18 protein-coding genes are annotated in these 17,036 nt (G+C 67.5%); 11 read left to right on the top strand and 7 right to left on the bottom strand.

What is annotated here, in order from left to right:
• Positions 1-41: 41 nt before the first annotated feature.
• The 3 genes from MF609_RS13050 to MF609_RS13040 form a co-directional block, all read right to left on the bottom strand.
• A complete protein-coding gene (locus MF609_RS13050) occupies positions 42-344 on the bottom strand; it encodes a polyhydroxyalkanoic acid system family protein (protein ID WP_242416728.1) in 303 nt (100 codons plus the stop codon).
• 23 nt (positions 345-367) lie between these two features.
• The gene (locus MF609_RS13045) at positions 368-700 is read right to left on the bottom strand and encodes a DMT family transporter (protein WP_242416727.1); all 333 of its coding nucleotides are present in this window, start codon (positions 698-700) and stop codon (positions 368-370) included.
• Positions 701-768: 68 nt separating this feature from the next.
• Positions 769-1,203, bottom strand: a complete 435-nt coding sequence (locus MF609_RS13040) for a response regulator (protein ID WP_242416726.1) — start codon at positions 1,201-1,203, stop codon at positions 769-771.
• A 185-nt stretch (positions 1,204-1,388) separates the two neighbouring features.
• Here MF609_RS13040 and MF609_RS20080 point away from each other — a divergent pair, with 185 nt between their 5' ends.
• The 3 genes from MF609_RS20080 to MF609_RS13025 all read left to right on the top strand — a co-directional run bounded on the left by MF609_RS20080 (position 1,389) and on the right by MF609_RS13025 (position 4,656).
• Positions 1,389-2,855, top strand: coding sequence for a pseudouridine synthase (locus MF609_RS20080; protein ID WP_242416725.1), 1,467 nt, complete (start codon positions 1,389-1,391; stop codon positions 2,853-2,855).
• Complete coding sequence (gene rsmD, locus MF609_RS13030; protein WP_242416724.1) at positions 2,855-3,394, top strand: 16S rRNA (guanine(966)-N(2))-methyltransferase RsmD; 540 nt, start codon at positions 2,855-2,857, stop codon at positions 3,392-3,394. The genes MF609_RS20080 and rsmD overlap by 1 nt, the downstream gene beginning before the upstream one ends.
• An 80-nt stretch (positions 3,395-3,474) precedes the next feature.
• The gene (locus MF609_RS13025) at positions 3,475-4,656 is read left to right on the top strand and encodes a GGDEF domain-containing protein (RefSeq protein WP_242416723.1); all 1,182 of its coding nucleotides are present in this window, start codon (positions 3,475-3,477) and stop codon (positions 4,654-4,656) included.
• Positions 4,657-4,662: 6 nt separating this feature from the next.
• On the opposite strand, the gene MF609_RS13020 is transcribed toward MF609_RS13025, so the two are convergent.
• Together MF609_RS13020 and MF609_RS13015 are read right to left on the bottom strand one after the other, a co-directional pair.
• Positions 4,663-5,910: an MFS transporter gene (locus MF609_RS13020; RefSeq protein WP_242416722.1), complete on the bottom strand. Its 1,248-nt coding sequence runs from the start codon at positions 5,908-5,910 to the stop codon at positions 4,663-4,665.
• A gap of 212 nt (positions 5,911-6,122) precedes the next feature.
• Positions 6,123-6,425, bottom strand: a complete 303-nt coding sequence (locus tag MF609_RS13015) for a UrcA family protein (protein WP_242416721.1) — start codon at positions 6,423-6,425, stop codon at positions 6,123-6,125.
• Between the two features lie 187 nt (positions 6,426-6,612).
• On the opposite strand from MF609_RS13015, the gene MF609_RS13010 reads away from it, so the two are divergent.
• From MF609_RS13010 to MF609_RS12985, 6 genes are all read left to right on the top strand, one after another.
• A complete protein-coding gene (locus MF609_RS13010) occupies positions 6,613-8,901 on the top strand; it encodes an ATP-dependent helicase (protein WP_242416720.1) in 2,289 nt (762 codons plus the stop codon).
• Positions 8,902-9,001: 100 nt separating this feature from the next.
• The gene (locus MF609_RS13005) at positions 9,002-9,184 is read left to right on the top strand and encodes a hypothetical protein (protein WP_242416719.1); all 183 of its coding nucleotides are present in this window, start codon (positions 9,002-9,004) and stop codon (positions 9,182-9,184) included.
• Positions 9,185-9,263: 79 nt separating this feature from the next.
• Complete coding sequence (locus tag MF609_RS13000) at positions 9,264-10,088, top strand: alpha/beta fold hydrolase (protein ID WP_242416718.1); 825 nt, start codon at positions 9,264-9,266, stop codon at positions 10,086-10,088.
• A 191-nt stretch (positions 10,089-10,279) separates the two neighbouring features.
• Entirely contained in the window at positions 10,280-11,608 is a 1,329-nt protein-coding gene (locus MF609_RS12995) for an MFS transporter (RefSeq protein WP_242416717.1), read from the top strand.
• Entirely contained in the window at positions 11,605-12,525 is a 921-nt protein-coding gene (cysK, locus tag MF609_RS12990) for a cysteine synthase A (protein ID WP_242416716.1), read from the top strand. The genes MF609_RS12995 and cysK overlap by 4 nt, the downstream gene beginning before the upstream one ends.
• 152 nt (positions 12,526-12,677) lie before the next feature.
• Positions 12,678-13,991, top strand: a complete 1,314-nt coding sequence (locus MF609_RS12985; RefSeq protein WP_242416715.1) for a cell wall hydrolase — start codon at positions 12,678-12,680, stop codon at positions 13,989-13,991.
• Between the two features lie 60 nt (positions 13,992-14,051).
• Here the strand turns inward: MF609_RS12985 and MF609_RS12980 are convergent, their stop codons facing one another.
• Together MF609_RS12980 and MF609_RS12975 are read right to left on the bottom strand one after the other, a co-directional pair.
• Positions 14,052-15,539 carry a PH domain-containing protein gene (locus tag MF609_RS12980; protein WP_242416714.1) on the bottom strand — a complete coding sequence of 496 codons (1,488 nt, stop codon included), beginning with the start codon at positions 15,537-15,539 and terminating at the stop codon, positions 14,052-14,054.
• On the bottom strand, positions 15,533-16,009 hold the full coding sequence (locus MF609_RS12975) for a PH domain-containing protein (RefSeq protein WP_242416713.1): 477 nt from the start codon (positions 16,007-16,009) through the stop codon (positions 15,533-15,535). Before MF609_RS12975 ends, MF609_RS12980 begins: the two co-directional genes overlap by 7 nt.
• A gap of 125 nt (positions 16,010-16,134) precedes the next feature.
• Here MF609_RS12975 and purS point away from each other — a divergent pair, with 125 nt between their 5' ends.
• Both purS and purQ read left to right on the top strand, forming a co-directional pair.
• Positions 16,135-16,365, top strand: coding sequence for a phosphoribosylformylglycinamidine synthase subunit PurS (gene purS / locus MF609_RS12970; protein WP_066686659.1), 231 nt, complete (start codon positions 16,135-16,137; stop codon positions 16,363-16,365).
• Positions 16,362-17,030 carry a phosphoribosylformylglycinamidine synthase subunit PurQ gene (purQ, locus tag MF609_RS12965; RefSeq protein ID WP_242416712.1) on the top strand — a complete coding sequence of 223 codons (669 nt, stop codon included), beginning with the start codon at positions 16,362-16,364 and terminating at the stop codon, positions 17,028-17,030. Before purS ends, purQ begins: the two co-directional genes overlap by 4 nt.
• Positions 17,031-17,036 lie beyond the last annotated feature (6 nt).

Here is a 17,036-nt window from a genome sequence, read left to right as displayed (position 1 = left end):
GCATGAAGATTTAGGCCGGGACCGGGCACCCATCCAGGCTGCTACTTCAACAACGCCGGCCCGTCGCGGCCCAGCTTCTCTTTTATCTTGTTGGCGAACATCGCCAGCATCGGCGGCAGGTCCAGCACCGCATGGACATGGGTGTCATGCATCTCGCAGCGGGCCTTCACCGTCTGTCCCATGCCGCTGACCGTGAAGTGCAGCGTGTCGCCGTCCCATTGCTTGTCGTGCATCACGCCGCCGGGGATCATCCCTGCCAGCTTGTCGATGCCGCCATCGATCCGCTGTCGTACGCCTGCGCGGCCCAGCTGGTGGGGGATATCGACTTCGACCGGTTGCGTCATGAAAACTCCTCTTTGCACCGCATCTAGTGCGCGACGCTCTTCGAAAACAGGTTCATCACGACGACCCCGGCGATGATGAGCGCCATGCCAAGCATGGCGGGACCGTCCAGCCGCTGCCCTTGCCAGCCCCACGCGATGCCCGCGACCAGCACGATCCCCACCCCGGACCAGATCGCGTAGGCGATGCCGGTCGGCATGGTCCTGAGCGCCAGCGACAGGCAATAGAAGGCGACCGCATAGCCGCCAACCGTGACCAGCGACGGCCCAAGCCGGGTAAATCCCTGCGTCGCGCGCATCGTCGAGGTGGCGATCACTTCGGCAACGATCGCGATGGCAAGCCAGGCATAGGCGGTCATGACGATCAGATAAGGTGACCCGCGCCGGATGGAAGCGCGCGTTCCGGCAAAAGGACGGTCGATCCGCCTTATGCCACCGCGCGGAACAGGTTGAAGCCGCTGGGCAGGCGGCGAGGCAGCTTCGCGCCAGCCACGACCGCATCGATCGCATCGATCGCGCTCAACAAATCCTTTTGCGGATAGGGCTTCGACAGACACCCTGCGGCGTAGAGCTGTGCCCCCTGCGGACAGCTGCCGGTGACCAACAGCACCGGCACGCCCCGGTCATGCGCGACGCGGGCGACGTCCAGCCCGCTGCCGTCCGACAGGTTGATGTCGACCAGTACCAGATCGATCTCGTCGCCCGCCTCGATCGCGCCGCACGCGGCGGCGACGGTATCGACCGTCGCCCGGATTTCGAACCCGGCGCTGCCGAGGAAATGTTCGGTGTCGAACGCGACCAGAGGCTCGTCCTCGACGACCAGGATCCGGTTGATGTGTCGCTTCCTGCGCCCGAACAACATATCCCCACTCGCTTTCCACCGGGATGCAACCAGCTTATACCAAGCCACAAACTCGCGAAGGCGACGAAGGAACCGCTTCGGCTGAAACTTTCGTCGCATCGCCGCAAACGGATACGCACATCATCGTTACGCCCCCTGAATCCCCGACCGAATCCCCCCGTGACGGCCAGCGCATCGCCAAGCTGATGGCGCGCGCCGGCGTGGCGTCGCGTCGCGACGTCGAACGCATGATCACCGCCGGCCGAGTCGCGCTGAACGGCTTGGTCATCGAGACGCCCGCCACCATCCTGCCCAATCTGAAGGGCGTGACGGTCGACGGTGCGCCGGTCGCCGCCCCCGAACCGACCCGGCTATTCCGCTTTCACAAGCCCGCCGGAACGCTGACCGCCGAGCGCGACGGTGCGGGGCGGCCAACGATCTACGACCGGCTGCCAGCCGGACTGCCGCGGCTGATCCCGGTCGGACGGCTCGATTTGAATACCGAGGGGCTGTTGCTGATGACCACCGACGGCGAGTTCAAGCGCCGTCTGGAACTGCCCGCGACCGGGGTCGAGCGGACCTATCGCGCGCGCGCCTATGGCGAGATCAGCCAGCAGCAGCTCGAAGACCTGATGCTGGGGATCGAGATCGAGGGCGTGCGCTATGGCCCGATCAACGCGAATCTCGAACGGCGCACCGGCACCAATACCTGGATCGAGATGACCCTGACCGAGGGCAAGAACCGCGAGGTTCGCCGCGTCCTCGAACATCTCGGGCTGAAGGTATCGCGCCTGATCCGCACGCGTTATGGCCCCTTCTATCTTGAGGACCTGCCCGAGGGCGAAGTGGACGAGATCCGCCAGCACGAACTGGTCGCGTTCCGCAAGACGCTGGCCAACAAGCCGACCAGCAAGCCCGCGCCCGAAGGCGCCGATCCTGCCGCGCTGAAGGCATGGAAGCGCGCGACCCCGCTGCCGCGTCCCGAACCGGTGGCGACCGGCTTCGACGAGCGTCGCCCGCGCGTGGAGCGCGACGGCCAGCGTTCGGGCTTCAGCGGACGCCGGCCGGACCGCGAAGGCTTTGGCCGGCAGCAGGACGGCGGCGAACGGCGCGGGTTCGGTGCGCGACCGCAGGGTGGCGAACGTAGCGGCTTCGGTGCCCGGCCGCAGGGTGGCGAGCGTAGCGGCTTCGGTGCCCGGCCGCAGGGCGATGCCCGGCGGACCGTCGGCCCGCGCACCCATGCGACCGAACGGCCGGTCGAGCGGCGCGAAGGCTTCGATCCGCTGACGCAGGCGGGGCAGACGCCTGCCGAACGGCGGCAGCCCGGCCTTGGCGACCGGCGCGCCTATGGCGATCGCCCGGCGTCCTCCGACAATCCGCGCGCGCGCCGCGCGGCGGCCCATGCCGAACGGCCCGGCTATGACGGCGTGGCGCGCGTGCCCCGCAAGCCGCGCGAACCGGCCCGGACCGAAGAGGCCCGGCCGGCACGCGGTCCGGTCGACCGGCGCATGACCCAGGCGGAAGCAGCGGATGCCGACCGGGCGAGCTTCGTCGATCGGCCCAAGCGCAAGCCGAGCGGCTGGGCCAAGGCCGGCCCCGCCCCCCGCGTCGTCAAGGGTAAGCCGAAAGGCGGACGCCCGGGTGGCGGCAAACCGGGTGGAGGGAAGCGCTGATGCGCGTGATTTCCGGCCAGTGGCGCGGACGTCCGATCGTCGCGCCCAAGGGTGACGCGACCCGCCCCACCGCCGACCGCACGCGGGAGGCGCTGTTTTCGATGCTGGCCAGCCGCGTCGGCAGCTTCGACGAACTGGCGGTCGCCGACCTGTTCGCCGGGTCGGGCGCGCTGGGGATCGAGGCGCTGTCGCGCGGGGCCGCCACCTGCCTGTTCGTCGAACAGGACAAGGCGGCACTGGATGCGTTGCGCGCCAACCTCGCCAAGCTGGACGTGGCAGGGGCCGATGTCCGCGCGACATCGGTGCTGGCACTGGGACCGGCGGCGCGCCCGCTCGATATCGTGATGATGGACCCGCCCTATGGCAGCGGTGCCGGCGCGGTTGCGGCGGACAAGCTGGCCCGGCTCGGCTGGATCGGTCCGGCGACATGGGTCAGCATCGAAACAGCCAAAAGCGAGCTGCTCGACCTGCCGCAGTTCAGCGTGGACGCCGAACGTAGTTATGGGAAGGCGCGCATAACGCTCTTGCGACTGATTTGATCCCGGAAAAATCGGCTGTTAACATTTTTGCGGGATAGGGCGCCCAGCACTTTCGGAATGTTTCAGCGACGGGATCGGGAATGGACAGCGCGGTATATGCCCTGATCGTCAACGCCTGTATCGCCGGCCTGTTCGCCACGGCCTTCGCGATTGTGCGGATGTCCTATCCCGACCAGCGTTACGTGACGTGGTTCGTGCTGGCCTATATCGTCGGTGGACTGACGCCGCTCAGCGAGCTGGGTGTCCGGCTGACCGACTATACCGCCCCGTTCATGATCGGCAGCTACGGGTCGTTCCTCCTCAGCCTCGTGCTGTTGGTGGCGGGAATGGCAGCGCTTGCGGAACGCAGGGTGCCGCGTGGACCATTGATCGCACTGCTGCTGTTCGGAGCAGTGGTCCGCCTGCTGATCTGGAACGGACCGCGTAACGCGCTATGGTATGAACTCGCCTATCAGGCACCGTTCGTGATCGGGGCCGGACTGTCGAGCGTCATCGCGGTCGATGCCGTGCGACGGCGGCGCGGGGCCTTGTGGCTGGCGCTGGCGATCGCGTCGGCGCTGACGACGGCGCATTTTCTGGCCAAGCCGTTCTTTGCCGCGACCTTTGGTTCCGGCCCGACCGCCAAGGCCTATGCCAGCAGCAGCTATGCCCTGTTCTCGCAAGCGACCGGAGGCGTCCTGATCGTGACGGCCGGGCTGTTGACGCTCCTGCTGGTGGTGAAGGCCGCGATGGGGCTGTCGATTTCCGAATCCGAAACCGACCCGCTGACCGGCGTCGCCAATCGCCGCGGATTCGAACGCCGGGCACAGCCGCTGATCGCCTGTGCGCACGAACGTGGCGAGCCGCTGGCAGCGATCCTGTTCGACCTCGACCATTTCAAGCGGGTCAATGACGGCTATGGCCATGCGACCGGCGACGCGGTCCTGCAGGCCTTTGCCACGATGCTGACCGAGCGACTGCCCCGATCGGCGGTGGTCGCACGGCTGGGCGGGGAGGAATTCGTCGCGCTGCTGGACCGCACGACGCTGCGCGGTGCGTGGCTGGCGGCACAGGCGGTGCGCGCGTCGCTGCCGGGCATCGCCGCCCATCTGCCATCGGTCACGGTCAGCGCGGGCTTGGCCGAATTGGCCCCGGACGACACGCTGTATCGCCTGATCGACCGGGCCGACCGCTGCTCCTATGAAGCGAAGCGCACCGGGCGCAATCGCATCTGTCCGGTGCCGGAGCCGGTGGTCGACGCAGAGACCCTGCGCATCGCGTAAACGGGGTCAGCGCTGGCGCGGGACCAGCAGCAGCCCGACGATGCTGGCGATGCCCGCCGCGCCAAGTACCGCGCCGACGGCGGACAGGCCGTGCGATACCGACAGCGCCTGCGCGATGCTGGGGGTCAGGCCGCCGCCGATGACCCCGCCGACATTGAAGCCCATCGACGCGCCGGTGTAGCGCACCCGCGCCGGAAACAGCGCCGGCAACCATGCGCCGAGCGGGCCGTAGACGAAGCCCATCATCAGCAGCGCGAAGGACAGCCACGCGCCGATCACGAACAGCGACCCACCGCCGACCATCGGGGCCAGCAGCACGCCCGCCAGCACGACACCGACGCACCCGCCGGCCAGCACCCGCGCCGGGGTGGAGCGGTCGGACAGCCACCCGGCCAGCGCGATGCCCGCGGCCATGAACAGGATCGCGACCAGCTGCGTCTGCAGGAACGCGCTGCGGCCATAGCCGAGCGTCGTGGTGCCGTACCCCAGCACGAAGGTCGTCGCGATATAGTAGAGCGCGAAACAGGCGATCACCCCGAACGTACCAGCCAGCGTGGCGCGCAGGTGCGCCCCCGCCAGCTCGGCGATCGGGACGGCGGCCGGCGCTTCCCGCTCCAGCGCCTGGGCGAATGCCGGGGTTTCGTGCAGCTTCACCCGAACCCACAGGCCCAGCCCGACCAGCGCCGCGCTGAACAGGAAGGGCAGCCGCCAACCCCATGCCGCGAAATCCGCCTCCGACAACGCGATGCCGAGCAGCAGGAACAGCCCGTTGGCCGCGATGAAGCCGACCGGGGCACCCAGTTGCGGGACCATGCCGAACCGCCCGCGCCATCCGGCCGGGGCATTTTCGACCGCCAGCAACGCCGCCCCGCCCCATTCGCCGCCCAGTCCCAGCCCTTGCGCGAACCGCAACGTGCAGAGCAGCAGCGGCGCGACCCAGCCGACCATGGCATAGGTCGGCAGGAAAGCGATCAGCAGCGTCGATCCGCCCATCAGCATCAGCGACGCGACCAGCGTCGACTTTCGACCCAGCCTGTCGCCGAAATGCCCGAACACGACCGCACCGAGCGGGCGCGCGATAAAGGCAAGGCCGATCGACAGATAGCTCGCCATCAACTGTGCCGACGCGCTTTCGGACGGAAAGAAGAGCGGTCCGAACACCAGCGTCGCGGCGGTGGCGTAGATATAGAAGTCGTAGAATTCGACCGACGTGCCGATCAGGCTGGCGATCAGGATGCGGCGATGGACGCGCATGGGATGCGGTTGGCTCATGCGCCCGCGTAGCGTTTTACAGACCGGGCACAAGAAGGTTTCGTGTGGCCGGCCGACAACGTAATTATCGGCAGGACGGCACTGCGCTCCGTCATTCCCGCGCAGGCGGGAATCCATAGCTGCCGACGTCCGCGCTCAGGCCGCTGGGTCAGCGGATATGGACTCCCGCCGGCGCAAGCGTGGCGAAATGTCCCCTACTTCGCGCTGGCGACCTTGACCGGTGTCAATTGCGCCAGCCGCACCTGCGCGTCGTTCCGCATTTCGGTCCGGCAACGCAGTTCGTCCTGACGACCGAGCAGACCGATCGCCCGTGACTGACATACGCGGAGCGCGGCGCGATCGATACGGGCGTCGAGAATATGGCGGCCCTCGACCGAGGCGAGGTCGATGCCCGCGACCGATACGCGCGCCGAAACCGGTTCGCGCTGCTGGGCCTGAGCGACGGACGAGAGACATGCGGTGGCGGTCGCGGTGAAGACGACGAAACGGACGGTCATGGGATAGCTCCTGCGAAAGCGTGCCCGTCATGGCAGCGGTCGTCCCACTCGACGCCACCGTCCATCGGCACCGCCCCGATAGGATCGTTATGTTGCACCGCAGCGAAGGCGCGGCGACAGAATCATGACGTTTCGGAAATGATTTACGCGCTTGTCGCCTTCCCGTTCGTTCCCTACCTGTTCGACGATGTCCGCACTTGCCCCCCCTGCCCCGACCCCGGCCGATGCCCCCTATCTCCGTGGCCTGAACGACCCGCAGCGCGATGCGGTGCTGACCACCGATGGGCCGGTGCTGGTGCTGGCCGGTGCGGGCACGGGCAAGACCGCCGCACTGACCGCGCGGCTGGCGCACCTGCTCTATACCCGCAAGGCCTATCCGTCCGAAATCCTGTCGGTCACCTTCACCAACAAGGCGGCGAAGGAGATGCGCGAACGCGTCGGCCGGCTGGTCGGCGACATGGTGGAAGGGATGCCGTGGCTCGGCACGTTCCACGCGATCGGGGCCAAGATGCTCAGGCGGCACGCCGAACTGGTGGGGTTGCAGTCGAACTTCACCATCCTCGATACCGACGACCAGCTGCGCCTGCTCAAGCAGCTGATCGTCGCCGCGAACCTCGATGAGAAGCGCTGGCCGGCGCGTAGCCTGGCCGGGCTGATCGACGGGTGGAAGAACAAGGGGATGACCCCGGCCGATGTCGATGCCGGGGAAAGCGAGCGCTTCGCCAACGGGCGCGGCGGCGAACTGTACCAGCAATATCAGGACCGGCTGAAGGCGGTGAACGCCTGCGACTTCGGCGACCTACTGCTGCACGTCCTGACGATCCTGCGCACCAACCGCGAGGTGTTGCAGCAATATCAGCAGCGTTTCCGTTACATCATGGTCGACGAATATCAGGACACGAACAGCGTCCAATATCTGTGGCTGCGGCTGCTGGCGCAGGAGCGACGCAACCTGTGCTGTGTCGGCGACGACGACCAGTCGATCTATTCGTGGCGCGGCGCGCAGGTCGAGAATATCCTGCGGTTCGAACGCGACTTTCCGGGTGCGAAGATCGTCCGGCTGGAACAGAATTACCGATCGACCCCGCATATCCTGGGCGCTGCGTCCGGGGTCATCGCCCATAATGGCGGGCGGCTGGGCAAGACATTGTGGACCGAAACCGATGTCGGCGAAAAGGTCCGCGTCATCGGCGTGTGGGACGGGCCGGAGGAAGCACGCCGCGTCGGCGAGATGGTCGAACGCGGGCAGCGCGACGGCAAGAATCTCGACAATTTCGCGATCCTCGTCCGCGCCCAGCACCAGACGCGCGAGTTCGAAGAACGCTTTATCGGCATCGGCATGCCGTACCGGATCGTCGGCGGCTTCCGCTTCTACGAGCGTGCCGAAATCCGCGATGCGCTGGCCTATCTGCGCGTCGTGAACCAGCCGGCCGACGACCTGGCGTTCGAACGGATCGTCAACGTGCCCAAGCGGGGCTTGGGTGACAAGGCAGTGCAGACCATCCACCGGTTCGCCCGCGCGACCGGTTCCTCGCTGATGACCGCCGCCGCGCGCATCCTCGATACCGACGAACTGACCGGAGCGGCGCGCAAGTCGCTGGGGCGGCTGGTCGGCGACTTCGCACGCTGGCGCGACATGGCGCAGAGCCTGCCGCACGCCGAGCTGGCCCGGCAGCTGTTGGACGAGAGCGGCTATACCGCGATGTATCAAGCGGAAAAGACCGCCGAGGCCGCCGGGCGGCTGGAAAACCTGACCGAACTCGTCCGCGCGATGGAGGAGTATGAATCGCTCGGCGCGTTCCTCGAACATGTCTCGCTGGTGATGGACAACGAGGCGTCGGCGGAGGAGCCGAAGGTCACGATCATGACCATCCACGCCGCCAAGGGGCTGGAGTTCGACACGGTGTTCTGCGTCGGATGGGAGGAAGGGCTGTTTCCCTCGCAGCGCTCGCTCGACGAGGGTGGCACGGCGAGCTTGGAGGAGGAACGCCGCCTCGCCTATGTCGCGATCACCCGTGCGCGACGGCTGGCGGTGGTGTTCCACGCCGCCAATCGCCGCATCTACGGCCAATGGAATTCGTCGCTGCCGTCGCGCTTCGTAGGCGAACTGCCCCCGGAGCATATCGAGACGGAGACCACCATGGCCGGCGGCGAAAGCCTGTGGCGGGCGAATTGGAGCGAACGCGCCGATCCCTTTGCCGATGTCGCGCGGGGTACAGGGCGTGGTCCCGGCTGGCAACGCGCCGCGTCGCAAGGGTCGACCTTCACCACCACCCCGTCGCGCGTGGTGGAAGCGCGGGCCAGTGCGATCAGCCTCGGCAACAAGGGGCGTAACGACCTGTCGACCGGACAACGCGTGTTCCACCAGAAATTCGGTTACGGCACGATCGAATCGATCGAAGGCAACAAGCTGGAAGTGTTGTTCGAGACGGCGGGACAGAAACGGGTAATCGACAGCTTCGTCACGCCGGGCTGAGGATGAGCCGACGCTGAACGAATGCTTGATCTGGATCAGGGACGCATTGATCCAAACAGCGTAATCATTGTCCGCCAGGTACACTGTACAGGAGGCTGACATGCCCACCGACACTATTACCTATTACCGCCGCCGGCTGGACGAATCGCGACATCGTGCAAGCGAAGCGAGCCTGCCGGAAGTACGGCGGGTCCATATGGAAATGGCCGAACGCTATTCGGCCATCCTGCGCGATGCCGAACGCGGTGTGATCCGCCCGGTGCTGGGGATCGTTCCGCGCTGACCGTACCCCCCGTTCACAGAAGCAACCCGGCCGCGGCTCGCTCGTTCACGAACTGGAATTTCCAGACGAGGACCGCGACATGCCCTATGTAAAGACCCGTGACGGTACCAACCTGTTCGTGAAGGACTGGGGACAGGGGCGACCCGTAGTGCTGATCCATGGCTGGCCGCTGTCGGCCGACAGCTGGGACCCGCAGGCGATGGCGCTCGCGGATGCCGGATATCGCGTGATCGCCTATGATCGGCGCGGCTTCGGCCGGTCGGACCAGCCGTGGTCGGGCTATGATTACGACACGCTGTCGGACGATCTGGCCGACGTACTGAAGGAAACCGGCGTCACCGACGACATTGCGCTGATCGGCTTCTCGATGGGTGGCGGCGAGGTCGCGCGCTACATGTCGCGGCACGGAGGCAAGGGCGTTACGCGGGCCGGCTTCATCGGATCGGTCGTTCCGTACATGCTCCAGACCGACGACAATCCCGATGGTGTGCCGCAGGACCAGCTTCAGGAAATCGCCGATAATATCAAGGCGGATCGCCCGAAATTCTTCCGCACCTTCTTCGACCAGTTCTATGGCGTCGGCTTCATCACCAGTCCGGTGAGCGAGGAAGTGCTGGACCTGTCGTGGAACACCGCGATGCTGGCCGGACTGAAGCCGACGCTCGCCTGTGCGGAATCGTTCGGGACGACCGATTTCCGCCCCGATGTGCCGTCGATCACCGTGCCGACGCTCGTCATCCACGGCACCTCGGACCAGACGGTGCCGATCGACGCGACCGGTCGCGCGCTGGCCAAGGCGCTGCCCAATGCGACGCTGGTCGAGTATGACGGCGCGCCGCACGGCCTGTTCGCGACCGAGAGCGACCGGTTGACCGAGGATCTGCTGCGCTTTTTGGGGCGGTAATCGTCTCGATGCTCTCGTCATTCCCGCGAAGGCGGGAATCCATACACGCAGCGGTCGCGATGAATCGCCTATGTCGCGTTTATGGACCCCCGTCTGCGCGGGGGTGACGGTTCGGGGAACAAGCCACCACCCAATACCCCCAAAGCCGATCTGCATTGCCCCGGCCGTTCCTCGGACCTAAACCCCCACCGATGAGTGCCACGCCCCACCCGCTGTCGATCGCGCCGTTCCGCGCCTATTTCCTCGCGCGCCTGTCGAACACGCTGGCACAGATCGCGATGGTCGTGGTCATCGGCTGGCAGGTGTACGACATCGCGCGTGAGACGATGACGATCAAGGAGTCGGCGTTTCAGCTGGGCCTGATCGGCGTTGCACAGTTTTTTCCGCTGCTGGTGCTCTCGCTGGTCGCGGGCTGGGTCGCGGACCGCGTCGACCGGCGCTGGATCGCGCGCGGGTCGGTGGCGCTTGAGGGCGGCTGTGCCCTGCTGCTGGCATGGCTGACCTATAGCGGCGCGATCACCCTGCCCTGGCTGTTCTTCGTCGCGGCGATGCTGGGCGTCGCGCGTGCCTTTGCCGGGCCGGCGTTGCAGGCGCTCGCCCCCAATCTGGTGCCACCCGCGGTGCTGCCGACCGCGATCGCGATGAGTTCGATCGCGTGGCAGGGCGGGTCGGTGCTGGGGCCGGCGATGGGCGGCTATCTCTACGCCTTCGGCCATTACCTGCCCTATGCGGTGTCGGCCGGACTGTTCCTGTTCGGCCTCGTCATGCTGTTCCTGATCCCGCCGATCCCGCGCGCGGCGATCACCGGCAACATGAACCCGTGGCGGCAGATGCTCGACGGCCTGTCCTATGTCCGTCGCAACCGTCTGGTGTTCGGCGCGATCTCGCTCGACCTGTTCGCGGTGCTGCTGGGCGGTGCGACGGCGATGCTGCCGATCTATGCGCGCGACATTCTGCAGATCGGCGCGGACGGGCTGGGCCATTTGCGCGCCGCCCCGGCTTTGGGCGCGGTGGCGGTGGCTGCCGTCTTTGCCGTGAAGCCGCTGTCGAAGGATGTCGGGGCCAAGATGCTGCTGTCGGTGATGGGCTTCGGCGCGGCGACCGCGCTGTTCGGCCTGTCCGCGCCGCTGCTGATTCCGGTGTTCGGCCCCTCGGCGATCGGCAGCGATTTCGCGCCGGCCGCGATCCTGGCGCTCGTTTCGCTGTTCGTGGTCGGGGCGACCGACATGGTGTCGGTCTATGTCCGGCAATCGCTGATCCAGTTGCACACGCCCGATGCGATGCGCGGGCGGGTCGGCGCGGTGTCGACGCTGTTCGTGTCGGGTTCGAACGAACTGGGCGAGGCACGCTCCGGCTTCCTTGCGGCACTGGTCGGCCCGGTGATTGCGGTCGCCGGGGGCGGCGTGCTGGCGATCGGCGTTACGATGCTGTGGTCGCGCCTGTTCCCCGAACTGCGCGCCGCGCGGAGCTTTACGCCACCCGAAGATTTGGAAGTCATCCCCAAGGAGACACAGCCATGAAGGCCGATACCATCCTGCAAACCATCGGGAATACGCCGCACGTCCGCGTCCGCCGGCTGTTCGGCGATGCCGAGGTGTGGATCAAGTCCGAACGCTCCAACCCCGGCGGGTCGATCAAGGACCGCATCGCCCTGGCCATGATCGAGGCGGCGGAAGCGTCGGGCGACCTGAAGCCCGGCGGCACGATCATCGAACCGACCAGTGGCAATACCGGCGTCGGGCTGGCGATGGTCGCGGCGGTCAAGGGCTACAAGCTGATCCTGGTCATGCCCGAAAGCATGAGCATCGAGCGGCGTCGCCTGATGCTCGCCTATGGTGCGACCTTCGACCTGACGCCCCGTGAGAAGGGGATGAAGGGCGCGATCGAACGCGCACATGAACTGGCCGCCGAAACGCCCGATGCGTGGATTCCGCAGCAGTTCGAAAACCCGGCGAATGTCGACGTCCATGTACGCACCACGGCGCAGGAAATCCTGCGCGACTTCGCCGACAGTCCCATCGACGTCATCATCACTGGTGTCGGCACCGGCGGCCACATCACCGGCGTCGCCGAGGCGCTGAAGGAGAAGTGGCCGAACCTGAAGGTGTTCGCGGTCGAACCCGAACTCTCGCCGGTCATCTCGGGCGGACAGCCCGGCCCGCACCCGATCCAGGGCATCGGCGCGGGCTTCGTGCCGGCCAACCTCCACACCCGCGCGATCGACGGCGTCATCAAGGTGGATGCGGCGGTGGCCAAGGACATGGCGCGACGCTCGGCCCGCGAGGAAGGAATGCTGGTCGGCATTTCATCGGGCGCGACGCTGGCGGCGATCCTGCAAAAGCTGCCCGACCTGCCCGATGGCGTGCGCGTGCTGGGCTTCAACTACGACACCGGCGAGCGTTATCTGTCGGTGCCGGACTTCCTGCCGGAGCAGTAAGCATATCCCATAACCCCCTCCGTTCGCTTCGAGCGGAGGATCGAGCTTGTCGAGATCCGTAGTCGAGAAGGCGCCACCGGCGTGACGTTCTCGACAGACGCTTCTCGACAAGCTCGAAGCTGCTCGAACCGAACGGAAAATTTTTGGCAAACATGCCGCTGGACGTAGCACCGACACGAAACGCCATGCGCACCGGATCGACCGCACTCGATGGCGTGCTGGTCGTGCTGTCGGTCGCGGCCGCCGTCGTGCCCGCGCTGATCGTCGAACGCGCGCCGGCGGTTCGCGTCGAGCCTCGCATGGCGCAGGGCCAACGCGCCACTGTCGGTCGTGCCGCCGGTCCGACGATTCCCCCACCCCCGGTCGAACCGGCCGAGTTCCGCAACCTGCCCCCCGATGAAGCGCGCGCCTTCAACGCGACCGTGCCTTTTTTCGATGGCCCCAACCCCGCCGCACGCCCGTTCCGCTTCGCCGGCGATGCCGAGAACCGAGCGCGCGCCACCGACTGCCTTGCCGCCGCCGTGCTGTACGAAGCAGGCGACGATACCAAGGGCCAGCGCGCGGTGGCACAGGTCGTGCTGAACCGCGCGCGCCATCCCGCCTTTCCGGCGAGCATATGCGGCGTGGTGTTTCAGGGATCGGAGCGGCGCACCGGTTGCCAGTTCACCTTCACCTGCGACGGAGCACTTACCCGCAGATATCCCGACGCCTTCTGGGAACGTGCACGGCAGGTGGCGGCGGCGGCACTGTCGGGCAGCGTCTATGCACCGGTCGGCTACGCCACCCATTATCATACCGACTGGGTCGTGCCCTATTGGCAGTCGAGCCTGTCGAAGATCGCGGCGGTCGACACGCATCTCTTCTTCCGCTGGGCCGGATGGTGGGGCACGCCCGGCGCGTTCCGCCAGCGCGCGGGCGACGAGGAACCGCGCATCATGCAGCTCACGCCCTATTCCGACGTCCACAAGCTGCCCGAAGTGCTGGCGGTCGAACAGGAAGCCGGAATGCTGACCGGTCGGTTCGCGGGCGGATCGGTGCCGCGCCCCAGCAGCGACGATCCCGACACCTTCCTCGTCGCGCTCGATAGCGCGGGACCGCCGGACAGCTGGCCCGCGTTGGCGGTAGCGGCCTGCGGTGACCGGGTGCGGTGCAAGTTTATCGGCTGGCGTGACAAGACGGCGGTCCCGGCGCAGGCGGCGGCCGCGAGCGAACAGGCGGCAGTCGAGACGATGTCGTTCGCCTATTACCGCGACCGCGCGGTGCCGCTGGAACGCCGGCTATGGAATTGCCAGCAGGTGCCGCGCCGCGCCGTCGATTGTATGCGCCGCGGCGCGCCGCCGCCCCCACCGGCCGTTGCACCCGCGACCGTCCGGCCGGACCCGATCCAGCCCACCGCGCCGCTGACCGGGGTGCGGCGGCGGAGCGATCCTGTGCCGACCGCCTCGCCGGCCGCAACGCGGGAGTAGCAGCCGCAGACCGATGCGCCGACAATGGCCGGGGCCGGCTACGGCACCGGCGGCGTATGCTCAGCGGAGGCTTTCGGGGTGCCGTGGGATGCCAGACGCGTTCATGCCCGACCCAACTGCCAGCAGCGCCCGCGCCAGCGGATAGGCATCTCCTACCGCGAGGTCGGACACATCCGGCCGCCCCATTCCCTTCGCACCAGCCGTGTCGACCCTGACCGTTGCGACGCCGAGCAGCCGTTGCAGCGGCGAACGGGTTACCGACACGCTCTGGATATGGCGGAGCGGCACGATCCACGCCTGTTTCGACAACACGCCGCGCGTCACCTGCAATGTGTCGCCGACGATGGCGTACCGATGCCGCCGCCGCGCCATCAGCGCGACGACCACCGGAATCGGCACCAGCAGGAGCGCCAACGCCGCCAGCGGCACGAACCAGCTGATCGCAAGGACGCCGAGAAGCGGCAGCCCGCCGCGCAACAGCCCGATGCGCACGACATGCCCGAACGCGACAGGGCGCAGCGGCTGCGGATCGAACGCCGGGTAACCGGCCGCCGCCAGCACGCGCGTCACCTCTTCGTCGCGCGCAAAGGGCGCGACCTGCTGCCGCCCGCCGGCATCGTCGCTGCCGCCCAGCGTCTGCAACCGCAGCCCCGACCAGCCCAGTCGTCCGCTGACCATCCCGCGTTCGATCAGCGCCAGCTGAATGCGCGCCAGGCTGACGACGACTTCGGTCCGGGTGGTCAGGCCACGCACCCGGCGCAGGCGCGTGCCCTCCCGCTCCAGCCGAAAGCCATGTTCGATGAAGAAGGTCCGCGCGACCCCGCTGATCGCGCCGACCGTCAGCGCGGCGATGGCGGCGAGCAGCACGAAGAGCGGCGTTGCGAGCGCCCACGCCTGACGCCCGGCGATCCCCGCCCAATCGCGCCAGCCGTTCCAGTCGAGCCCGATCACGTCGCCCAGCTGATTGATCGCCGCGAACAGCACGCCGACCCACACCAGCGAAAAGCCGAACAGGCCCATGGTCAACACGCGCCGCGTATCCATGGCGAAGACGATGTCGCGCGTCGGGACCGCCTCCGTCGCCGCCGCCGCCGCCGCCGGCGCATCGCGACCACGCAGCACGGCACGCAGTCGCGCGGCTTCGGCCAGCGACACGCTGTCGAGCGAGGCCTCGTCCGCTTCCCCGCCGCCGGTCTCGATCCGCACGCGCGCCAAGCCGAAAACGCGCGCCAGCAACTTCTGGTCGATCGACACGTCCTGAATGCGTTCGAACGGGATCGAGCGGCGATTGCGGTGCAGGATGCCGTCGGCGATCACCAGTTCGCCGTCGGCAATGCGATAGGTGAATGACCGCCAGCGCAGCCACGTCACCAGCCCCGCCCCGACCAGCACCAGCGCGGCGACCCCGGCCATCACCAGCGCTCCGCCCTTCGACGCCGCCGCCGACAGTGCGACCAGCCCCGCGACATTCTGTGGCGCCTTCACCACGATCCTGAGCGCGATGGTGCCGGGATGCAGCCGACGCGCCGCATCGCTCCCGCTTACCATGGCGACGCGCCGATCGCGGCACGGATGCGGTCGCGCACCCCTTCCGCCGCTTCGCGCGACAGGCCGGGCACCGCCACGCGGCTATGGTCGGTGCCGGCGGTATGCAGCACGACGGTCGCGATGCCGCAGGCGCGCTCGATCGGCCCCTGCGCCAGGTCGATATGCTGCACCCGCCCGATCGGGACGATGGTATGGACCCGCATCAGCCAACCATGGGCAACCTGCAATTCCCGGTCGTCGAGCGCGAAGCCCCAATGGGCGAACTTGCGCGCCGGTGCGACGAACGTCAGCCACAGCGCAATGGCCAATGCCGGCCCGCAGGCCAGCCCATTCGGCAATGCCTGGTCGGCGAGGATCAGTTCGACCACCACGGCAACCGCCAGCAAGGCCAGCGACTGCACGGCACCCCGCCAGCGCAGGACATTGACGAACCGGCGATCGAGCGGGGCAAGCGTTGGGATATCGTCCATGCCCGGTGTGATAGGGGCGCAACACGCCTTGCTCAAGCGAATCCGGCGCGGGGCGGCAATGCTCTTGTGCCCGGACGTTCGCGGGGCCATAGCGCGCGCATTATCTGTGCAGTCGAGGGCTATCCATGAAACTCCGCATCGTCGTGACGCTCAAGAACGGCGTACTCGATCCGCAGGGCAAGGCGATCGAACATGCGCTCGCCTCGCTCGGCTTCGCGGGCGTCGGCGAAGCGCGCGTCGGCAAGCTGATCGAGCTGGAGGTCGCGGACGACACCGACGACGCGACGATCGACGCGATGTGCCGCAAGCTGCTCGCCAACACGGTCATCGAAAACTACCGGGTCGAACGGGCATGAAGACCGCGGTCATCGTCTTTCCGGGATCGAATTGCGACCGCGACATCGCCGTCGCACTCGAATCGGTCACGGGTACCGCGCCGACGATGGTGTGGCACCGCGACACCGACCTGCCCGACGATATCGGCCTGATCGCCGTGCCCGGCGGCTTTTCCTATGGCGATTATCTCCGCTCCGGCGCGATCGCGGCCCGCTCGCCCGTGATGCGCGCGGTGGTCGACGCGGCGGGCAAGGGGCTGCCGGTACTGGGCATCTGCAACGGGTTCCAGATCCTGACCGAAGCCGGTCTGCTGCCCGGTGCGCTGATGCGCAATCGCGGGCTGTCGTTCGTGTGCCGCGACGTCGCGCTGACGGTCGGCGACACGCATTCGGCCTTTACCAGCGGCTATCGGTCGGGCGACACCATCAAGGTGCCGGTGGCGCATCATGACGGCAACTACACCGCCGACGACGCGACGCTCGACCGGATCGAGGGCGAGGGCCAGGTCGCGTTTCGCTATGCCGAACCGGTCAACGGATCGGCGCGCGACATTGCGGGCCTGGTGAACGATGCCGGCAACGTGCTGGGCATGATGCCCCACCCCGAACGCCGCATCGAAGCCGCCCATGGCGGGCGCGACGGCCGCGCACTGTTCGAAGGGCTGCTGGCGAAGGTCGGCGCCTGAACGCCG

The organism is Sphingomonas panni (genome assembly GCF_022664435.1).
Lineage (GTDB): Bacteria > Pseudomonadota > Alphaproteobacteria > Sphingomonadales > Sphingomonadaceae > Sphingomonas > Sphingomonas panni.
This window is presented reverse-complemented; position numbering and strand designations above follow the sequence as displayed.

Excerpts from the sequence above, each read along its gene's own strand:
- MF609_RS13020 (WP_242416722.1), bottom strand. The coding sequence starts at position 5,910 with ATGCGCGTCCATCGCCGCATCCTGATCGCCAGCCTGATCGGCACGTCG.
- MF609_RS12980 (WP_242416714.1), bottom strand. The coding sequence starts at position 15,539 with ATGGTAAGCGGGAGCGATGCGGCGCGTCGGCTGCATCCCGGCACCATC.
- purS (WP_066686659.1), top strand. The coding sequence starts at position 16,135 with ATGAAACTCCGCATCGTCGTGACGCTCAAGAACGGCGTACTCGATCCG.
- MF609_RS13005 (WP_242416719.1), top strand. The coding sequence starts at position 9,002 with ATGCCCACCGACACTATTACCTATTACCGCCGCCGGCTGGACGAATCG.
- MF609_RS12985 (WP_242416715.1), top strand. The coding sequence starts at position 12,678 with ATGCCGCTGGACGTAGCACCGACACGAAACGCCATGCGCACCGGATCG.
- purQ (WP_242416712.1), top strand. The coding sequence starts at position 16,362 with ATGAAGACCGCGGTCATCGTCTTTCCGGGATCGAATTGCGACCGCGAC.
- MF609_RS13000 (WP_242416718.1), top strand. The coding sequence starts at position 9,264 with ATGCCCTATGTAAAGACCCGTGACGGTACCAACCTGTTCGTGAAGGAC.
- MF609_RS13050 (WP_242416728.1), bottom strand. The coding sequence starts at position 344 with ATGACGCAACCGGTCGAAGTCGATATCCCCCACCAGCTGGGCCGCGCA.
- rsmD (WP_242416724.1), top strand. The coding sequence starts at position 2,855 with ATGCGCGTGATTTCCGGCCAGTGGCGCGGACGTCCGATCGTCGCGCCC.
- MF609_RS13040 (WP_242416726.1), bottom strand. The coding sequence starts at position 1,203 with ATGTTGTTCGGGCGCAGGAAGCGACACATCAACCGGATCCTGGTCGTC.
- MF609_RS12995 (WP_242416717.1), top strand. The coding sequence starts at position 10,280 with ATGAGTGCCACGCCCCACCCGCTGTCGATCGCGCCGTTCCGCGCCTAT.
- MF609_RS13015 (WP_242416721.1), bottom strand. The coding sequence starts at position 6,425 with ATGACCGTCCGTTTCGTCGTCTTCACCGCGACCGCCACCGCATGTCTC.
- MF609_RS12975 (WP_242416713.1), bottom strand. The coding sequence starts at position 16,009 with ATGGACGATATCCCAACGCTTGCCCCGCTCGATCGCCGGTTCGTCAAT.
- MF609_RS13045 (WP_242416727.1), bottom strand. The coding sequence starts at position 700 with ATGACCGCCTATGCCTGGCTTGCCATCGCGATCGTTGCCGAAGTGATC.
- cysK (WP_242416716.1), top strand. The coding sequence starts at position 11,605 with ATGAAGGCCGATACCATCCTGCAAACCATCGGGAATACGCCGCACGTC.
- MF609_RS13010 (WP_242416720.1), top strand. The coding sequence starts at position 6,613 with ATGTCCGCACTTGCCCCCCCTGCCCCGACCCCGGCCGATGCCCCCTAT.
- MF609_RS20080 (WP_242416725.1), top strand. The coding sequence starts at position 1,389 with ATGGCGCGCGCCGGCGTGGCGTCGCGTCGCGACGTCGAACGCATGATC.
- MF609_RS13025 (WP_242416723.1), top strand. The coding sequence starts at position 3,475 with ATGGACAGCGCGGTATATGCCCTGATCGTCAACGCCTGTATCGCCGGC.